Annotated in this window: 6 protein-coding genes; 5 read left to right on the top strand and 1 reads right to left on the bottom strand. The window is 72.6% G+C overall.

The features are described 5' to 3' along the window. The 3 genes from HY68_RS16950 to HY68_RS16940 all read left to right on the top strand — a co-directional run. The coding region (locus HY68_RS16950; RefSeq protein WP_198533287.1) for a PP2C family serine/threonine-protein phosphatase at positions 1-635 on the top strand (635 nt) is incomplete at its 5' end. 110 nt (positions 636-745) lie between these two features. Further along, a complete protein-coding gene (locus HY68_RS16945; RefSeq protein ID WP_041989650.1) occupies positions 746-2,104 on the top strand; it encodes a VWA domain-containing protein in 1,359 nt (452 codons plus the stop codon). Between the two features lie 62 nt (positions 2,105-2,166). Then, the gene (locus tag HY68_RS16940; protein WP_041989647.1) at positions 2,167-3,312 is read left to right on the top strand and encodes an FHA domain-containing protein; all 1,146 of its coding nucleotides are present in this window, start codon (positions 2,167-2,169) and stop codon (positions 3,310-3,312) included. Here HY68_RS16940 and HY68_RS16935 read toward each other — a convergent pair. Next, entirely contained in the window at positions 3,293-4,306 is a 1,014-nt protein-coding gene (locus HY68_RS16935) for a methyltransferase domain-containing protein (RefSeq protein ID WP_041989644.1), read from the bottom strand. The genes HY68_RS16940 and HY68_RS16935 overlap by 20 nt on opposite strands. Before the next feature lie 59 nt (positions 4,307-4,365). Here HY68_RS16935 and HY68_RS16930 point away from each other — a divergent pair, with 59 nt between their 5' ends. Both HY68_RS16930 and HY68_RS43800 read left to right on the top strand, forming a co-directional pair. After that, positions 4,366-4,770, top strand: coding sequence for a globin (locus HY68_RS16930; RefSeq protein ID WP_041989641.1), 405 nt, complete (start codon positions 4,366-4,368; stop codon positions 4,768-4,770). A gap of 137 nt (positions 4,771-4,907) precedes the next feature. Beyond that, the coding region (locus HY68_RS43800; protein WP_041989638.1) for an FtsX-like permease family protein at positions 4,908-6,165 on the top strand (1,258 nt) is incomplete at its 3' end.

The following is a 6,165-nucleotide window of genomic DNA, read 5'->3' as shown; positions in this document are numbered from 1 at the left end:
TGGCGGCGCTGCCGCTCGGTACGCACCCGCAGCAGGCGATGCACGAGGCGATCGTCGCGGCGGCCGAGGCGGTCAACCGGCTCGCCCCCGAGCCCGGCGGCGCCATGGAGCACGACCAGCACCGCCATCAGAACGCGCCCGCCTGCACGATCGTCGGTTCGGTCGTCGCGGGCGAGCTGCTGGTCGTCGGCTGGATCGGCGACAGCAGGGCGTACTGGATCCCGGACGACCGCGGCGGCCCGACCGCCCGGCTCACCGAGGACGACTCGTGGGCGGCGCAGATGGTCTCGGCGGGGCTGATGAACGAGGCGGAGGCGTACGCGGACGAGCGGGCCCACGCCATCACCGGCTGGCTCGGCGCGGACGCGTACGAACTGGACCCGCACACCGCCTCGTTCAAGCCCGACAGGGCCGGTGTCGTCGTGGTCTGCACGGACGGCCTGTGGAACTACGCGGAAGGCGCCGACGAGTTGGCCAGGGTCGTGCCCGCCGACGCGGCGGCCCGGCCGCTGCACGCCGCCCAAGTACTGGTGGGGCATGCCCTCGACGGCGGTGGCCACGACAACGTAACAGTGGCCGTCGTGCCGTTCGCCATGCCACGACAAGGGGCAGGATCCGCCTACAACAAGGCTTGAGCCCGTCTCTGCCCGCCAAAGACCCCATAGATCATTCATTGCCCCCTATGCCGTGTTCCGTTGTCCTACTTGTCCTTACGGTGCGCCGGGGCGCCAAGGAGCAGATACGAATGGCGAACTTCTCCAAGTCGAACGTGCCGCAGTTCAGCGTCGACGTGTACCAGAACGAGTACCTGCCCGAGGGCGGCCGTGAGGTGAACGGGATCGTCACGGTCACCTCGACCGGCGGCGGCACCACCGGCGGCATACCGCTGGCGGGCTCTTCGGCTTCGCCCACGACGCCGCCGGGGCACAGCCCGAACGCGGCCGTGGTGATCATGGTCGACTGCTCGGGTTCGATGGACTACCCGCCGACGAAGATGCGCAACGCGCGCGACGCCACGGCCGCCGCCGTCGACACCCTGCGCGACGGGGTCGCGTTCGCCGTCGTCGCCGGTACGCATGTGGCCAAGGAGGTCTTCCCCGGCAACGGCGCGCTGGCGGTCGCCGACGCGAACACCAGGGCCCAGGCCAAGGACGCCCTGCGCCGGCTGAGCGCGGGCGGCGGCACCGCCATCGGCACCTGGCTGCGGCTGGCCGACCGGCTGCTCTCGTCGGCCGACGTGCCGATCCGGCACGGCATCCTGCTCACCGACGGCCGCAACGAGCACGAGGCGCCGGAGGACCTGCGGGCGGCGCTCGACTCCTGCGCCGGCCGCTTCACCTGTGACGCGCGCGGGGTGGGGACGGACTGGGAGGTCAAGGAGGTCACCGCCGTCTCGTCCGCGCTGCTCGGCACCGCCGATATCGTCGCCGACCCGGCGGGCCTGGCCGCCGACTTCACGCAGATGATGGAGAACGCGATGGGCAAGGAGGTCGCGGACGTGGCGCTGCGGCTCTGGACCCCGGTCGGCGTGGAGATCCGCTTCGTGAAGCAGGTGGCGCCCACGGTCGAGGACCTGACCGGCCGCCGTACGGAGGCGGGGCCGCGCGCCGGGGACTACCCGACGGGCTCCTGGGGCGACGAGTCCCGCGACTACCACGTGTGTGTGGTCGTCCCCGAGGCGGGCATCGGCCAGGAGATGCTGGCGGCCCGGGTCTCGCTGATCCTGCCGGCGGCGCAGGGCGGCGCCCCCGAGGTGCTGTCTCAAGGACTGATACGAGCGGTGTGGACCGACGACATGGTCGCGTCCACCTCCATCAACCCCCAGGTCGCCCACTACACCGGGCAGGCGGAGCTGGCGCAGGTCATCCAGCAGGGCCTCGACGCCCGTAAGTCGGGCGACTTCGACGGCGCGACGTCGAAACTGGGCCGCGCCGTGCAGCTCGCCGCCTCTTCGGGGAACGCCGATACGGCGAAACTGCTTTCGAAGGTGGTGGACGTGGTCGACGCGGCGACAGGTACTGTGCGACTGAAGGCGAAGGTAACGGATGCGGACGAGATGACCCTCGAGACGCGGTCCACCAAAACCGTTCGCGTCAAGAAGTAGCGTCAACAAGTAGCGTCGAGTGACGGCCTGCGGGCCGGACGAAGGAAGGGGGAAGAGCCGACATGCCGACCTGCCCGAACGGACACCAGTCGGGTTCCGAAGACTGGTGCGAGGTCTGCGGCCATCGCATGGCCGGTCCTGGCCCCACCACAGGCGCCGTTCCGCCGCCTCCTCCACCGCCGCCCGCCGCCGGTGGCTACGGCTACCCGCAGGGCGGGGGCCCCGGTACCGTCCAGCAGGAGTACTGCCCGCAGTGCCGCACCCCGCGTGAGCCGGGAGCGCCGTTCTGCGAGGAGTGCCGCTGGAACTTCCTGACCAACACGGCGACGTCGTACACCCCGCTGGCCCCGGCCGGGCTGAATCTGCCGCCGGGCTTCCAGGCGCAGCAGCCGCCGCGTCCGCAGGAACCCGATCCGTACGAGTACCAGCGCTCGCGGCCCTCGCAGATCAACCGGCCCGCCGAGCCGCTGGCGTCCGAGCAGCCGCCGCAGGGACCGCGGCCGCCCGTCCCGCCGTCGTTCCAGCAGCAGGGACAGCAGCAGAGTCACCAGCAGGGGCCGCCCGCGCCGCCCTCGTACCAGCAGCAGGCGGGGCCGCCCGCGCCGCCGCAGCCGCAGGCGCCGCAGCGGACCCAGGCCGACGACGACTGGATGCTGCCGCCGCCCTCGCAGTCACAGCCGTCGTACCAGCAGCAGCCCGCGCAGGGGCAACAGCAGCAGGGGCAGCAGCAACAGCAACAGCCCCCGCAGCAGCTGCAACAGCAGCCGCCCCAGCAGATGCAGCAGCAGTACCAGCCGCCGTCGCTGGGCTGGACCGCCGTCATCGGGCCCGACCGTGACTACTTCATGGCGATGATGCAGCGCAGCGGTCCCGAGGCGACCGGGCTCAATCTGCCCGCGTACTCCCCGGAGCAGCATCTGCCGCTGGCCGGCCAGCAGATCACCATCGGCCGCCGCCGGCACTCCACCGGCGAGTCCCCCGACGTCGATCTGTCCGTGCCGCCGGAGGACCCGGGCGTCTCGCACCAGCACGCGGTCCTGGTCCACCAGCCGGACGGCAGCTGGGCGGTGGTCGACCAGAACTCCACCAACGGCACGACGATCAACGGCGGCGAGGACCCGATACAGCCTTATGTCCCCGTCCAGTTGGAGGACGGCGACCGGGTGCATGTCGGTGCCTGGACGACGATCACGATCCATCGCGGCTGAGCGGCCAGACGTAGGGCCCCGACGGGTCGTCCAGCCAGGCCCACTGGCCACCGTGGCCGATGGTGACGCCGAACCGCTCGCGCCCGGGGCGGTGCTCGCGCTGCCAGAGCGAGTACGCCTCGTGCGGGTCGAGCGTGCCCGAGGTCAGCGTGAGCATGAAGCGGAAGAGGTCGTTCTCGACCGCGCGGCGGGGCAGTCCGCCGAGCCTGCGCCGCTCGGCGGCCTCGCCGCTCGGGGTGCCCCGCAGCGGTACGAAGTAGGCGGCGGTGTGCAGGAAGCGGCCCTCGGCCCTGGCCGCTTCCGTGCCGGCGGGGCCCTCCACCGTCAGCGCGATCAGGCCCGTGGCGAGCGGCGCGAGGATCCGGGCGCCGGGGGCGCACTGCGCGAGCCAGCTCAGCGGCACCGACGGCAGGGCGCAGGTCGCGATGATCCGGTCGAACGGCGCCCGCTCGGGGCAGCCGCGCGCCCCGTCGCCCGTCACGACGGCGGGCCGGTAGCCGGCCGCGGCCAGATGCCGACGGGCCGACTCGGTGATCTCCGGGTCGAGATCGATGGTGGTGACCCGTTCGTCGCCCAGCCGGTGGGCCAGCAGCGCGGCGTTGTAGCCGGTGCCGGCGCCGATCTCCAGCACCCGGTCGCCGTCGCGCACGTCCAGCTCGGTCAGCATCCGGGCCATCAGGGACGGCTGGCTGCTGGACGAGATCAGCTCCCCGTCGCGCACCCGGGTGGCGAGCGCGCCGTCCGCGTACGCCCCCTTCAGCCAGCGGGCGCGGCGCGCGGGGTCGGCGTCCTCGCCCCACAGCCGGTCGAAGCCGCCGGGCCTGCTGACGAAGTAGTACGGCACGAAGACATGGCGGGGCACCTCCTGGAAGGCGGCCCGCCAGGCCGGATCGTCCAGCGCTCCGTCGGCGGCGATCTCCCGCACCAGCGCGGCCCGCGCCTCGGCGGCGACGGTGTCGCCGGGTCCGTACGCCTCGTGCCGGTCTGCGCCCATACCCCCACTGTCCTGGCTGGGCCTGCCAGAAGCGAGTGGGCGTCTGCGACCATGGACGGGTGAACGATATTCCGCGCGGCACGCTTCAGGAGCAGACCTTCTACGAGCAGGTCGGCGGCGAGGAGACCTTCCGGCGCCTGGTCCACCGCTTCTACCAGGGCATCGCCGAGGACCCGCTGCTGCGGCCGATGTACCCGGAGGAGGATCTGGGTCCGGCCGAGGAGCGCTTCACGCTCTTCCTGATGCAGTACTGGGGCGGCCCGCGCACCTACAGCGACCGGCGGGGCCACCCGAGGCTGCGGATGCGGCACGCCCCGTTCCCGGTGGACAGCGCGGCGCGGGACGCGTGGCTGGGCCATATGCGGGTGGCGGTGGACGAGCTGGCCCTCTCCCCCGAGCACGAGCGGCAGCTGTGGGACTACTTCGTCTACGCCGCCGCCTCCATGGTGAACACAGAGGGCTGAACAGCGGCTTCCGGTCACGATCTCGTCAAACCATGGCTGGAAAAGGTTTCCCTCGGCCCTCCTCTCTGACAGCATCCCGAATGGACGTTCGGGGGAATGTTCGGGGGAAGTGATCAGGTACCTCACGGGGGAACGGCTTGACGGGGTTCGTGTTTCTGCGCGTGCGCGCGCACCGACTGCTGCTCACGGCCGCGCTGCTCGCCGTCCTGCTGACCACGGCCGTCCTCGCGACGCTCGCCGCGTTCTCCGGTTCGATCGGCGACGCGGGACTGCGGTACGCGCTGCGCACCTCGAACGCCGAGGCCGCCTCGCTGGTCATCACCTCGCACAGCGCGGGCCCCGACAAGAAGGCCGCCGACCGGGCGGCGCTGACCGGTGCCCGGCGGTCCTTCGACGGGCTGCCGGTGAGCCTGCGCTCGTTCGACCGCACAGGCCCCTACGCCCTGCCGCGCGCGGTGGAGCCGGCCGCCGACCGCAAGAGCGGCGACCCGTATCTCACCCAGCTCGCCGCCGTCGACCGCTCACGGGTACGGCTGGTCTCGGGGAGCTGGCCCGCCACGGGCAGCGCCGGCGCCGGGGGCGTCGCCGACGTGGCCGTACCGGAGGCGGCGGCCGAACAGTTGAGCCTGCGGCCCGGCGCCCCGCCGCTGACCCTCACCGACCGGTTCGGCGGACCGCCGCTGCGGATCCAGGTCACCGGGACCTACCGGCCGGCCGATCTGACCGATCCCTACTGGCAGTTGGACGAGCTGGGCGGGCGCGGGGTGCGCCGGGTCTCCTTCACCACGTACGGCCCGCTGATCGCCGACCCCGCCGTGCTGGCGGGCGGCAAGGTCACCCAGGGCGACCGGTCCTGGCTCGCGACCGCCGACTGGTCCACATTCACCTCCGGCCGGATCGGGTCGCTGCGTACGAGCGTGAAGGGCGCCCAGAAGGTCCTCGGCGCCCAGAAGGTCTTCGCCGGTGACATCACCACCCGTACGGCGCTGCCCGATCTGCTCGACCAGTCGGAGCGTGCCCTGCTGGTGGCCCGCTCGACGCTGCTGATCGTCTCGCTCCAGCTGGTGCTGCTCGCCGCGTACTCGCTGCTGCTGGTGGCCCGGCTGCTGTCCAGCGAACGCGTCGGCGAGACCCAGCTGTTGATGGCGCGCGGCGCCTCGCGCCGCCGGGTCGTCGCGCTGGCGTCCCTGGAGGCGCTGCTGCTGGCGCTGCCCGCGGCCGTGGCAGCGCCGCTGCTGGCGGGGCCGCTGACCCGGCTGCTCGCCGGGCAGGGGCTGCTGGCCAGGATCGGGCTGCGCGTCGACACCGGTCTGACCGCCTCGGTGTGGCTGGTCGGGGTGGTGGCGGCGCTGGCCTGCGCGGCGGCCGTGGTCACGCCCGCGCTGACCGCGAGCA

The organism is Streptomyces sp. AcH 505 (assembly GCF_000818175.1).
Lineage (GTDB): Bacteria > Actinomycetota > Actinomycetes > Streptomycetales > Streptomycetaceae > Streptomyces.
The sequence above is the reverse complement of the archived record's forward strand: the minus strand, read 5'-3'. Positions and strand labels throughout refer to the sequence as shown.